The organism is Paenibacillus agaridevorans (assembly GCF_003112455.1).
Lineage (GTDB): Bacteria > Bacillota > Bacilli > Paenibacillales > Paenibacillaceae > Pristimantibacillus > Pristimantibacillus agaridevorans.
Genome location: NZ_BDQX01000283.1, coordinates 1 through 686, shown reverse-complemented (window position 1 = coordinate 686; position 686 = coordinate 1). Strand labels below are relative to the sequence as shown.

Below are 686 nucleotides of genomic sequence, written 5' to 3'. Positions count from 1 at the left end.
ACTGGTAGAGCAACTGACTTGTAATCAGTAGGTTGGGGGTTCAAGTCCTCTCGACGGCACCATTGTTTTTTTTTTGGAGGATTAGCGAAGTGGCCAAACGCGGGAGACTGTAAATCTCTTCCTTCGGGTTCGGTGGTTCGAATCCATCATCCTCCACCAGTTTGTAGGGGCATAGTTTAAAGGTAGAACAAAGGTCTCCAAAACCTTTGGTGTGGGTTCAATTCCTGCTGCCCCTGCCAGATTTAATCTAGTGTGTAGCGTGGCGGTCGTGGCGAAGTGGTTAACGCATCGGTTTGTGGATCCGACATTCGGGGGTTCAATTCCCCTCGATCGCCCCATAACTCACACACAAACGAAGTATCTAGTGTTGGGGATTAGCCAAGCGGTAAGGCAACGGACTTTGACTCCGTCATTCCTAGGTTCGATCCCTAGATCCCCAGCCATCAATGCGGAAGTGGCTCAGCGGTAGAGCATCGCCTTGCCAAGGCGAGGGTCGCGGGTTCGATTCCCGTCTTCCGCTCCATCATTTTATTCTGGCGCCATAGCCAAGTGGTAAGGCAGAGCTCTGCAAAAGCTCTACCCCCAGTTCGAGTCTGGGTGGCGCCTCCACAATACCATAATGTGCGGCCTTAGCTCAGCTGGATAGAGCGTTTGACTACGAATCAAAAGGTCAGGAGTTCGAATCT

6 tRNA genes are annotated in these 686 nt (G+C 51.6%); all 6 read left to right on the top strand.

Annotation, left to right across the window (positions count from 1 at the left end):
* The first annotated feature begins 75 nt into the window (after positions 1-75).
* The 6 genes from PAT3040_RS23485 to PAT3040_RS23460 all read left to right on the top strand — a co-directional run bounded on the left by PAT3040_RS23485 (position 76) and on the right by PAT3040_RS23460 (position 609).
* A tRNA-Tyr gene (locus PAT3040_RS23485) sits at positions 76-159 on the top strand.
* A 6-nt stretch (positions 160-165) separates the two neighbouring features.
* Positions 166-239 (top strand) — tRNA-Trp (locus tag PAT3040_RS23480).
* Positions 240-262: 23 nt separating this feature from the next.
* Positions 263-338, top strand: a tRNA-His gene (locus PAT3040_RS23475).
* A 30-nt stretch (positions 339-368) separates the two neighbouring features.
* A tRNA-Gln gene (locus PAT3040_RS23470) sits at positions 369-443 on the top strand.
* A gap of 5 nt (positions 444-448) precedes the next feature.
* Positions 449-523, top strand: a tRNA-Gly gene (locus tag PAT3040_RS23465).
* Between the two features lie 12 nt (positions 524-535).
* Positions 536-609: transfer RNA gene (locus tag PAT3040_RS23460), tRNA-Cys, on the top strand.
* Positions 610-686: the final 77 nt, after the last annotated feature.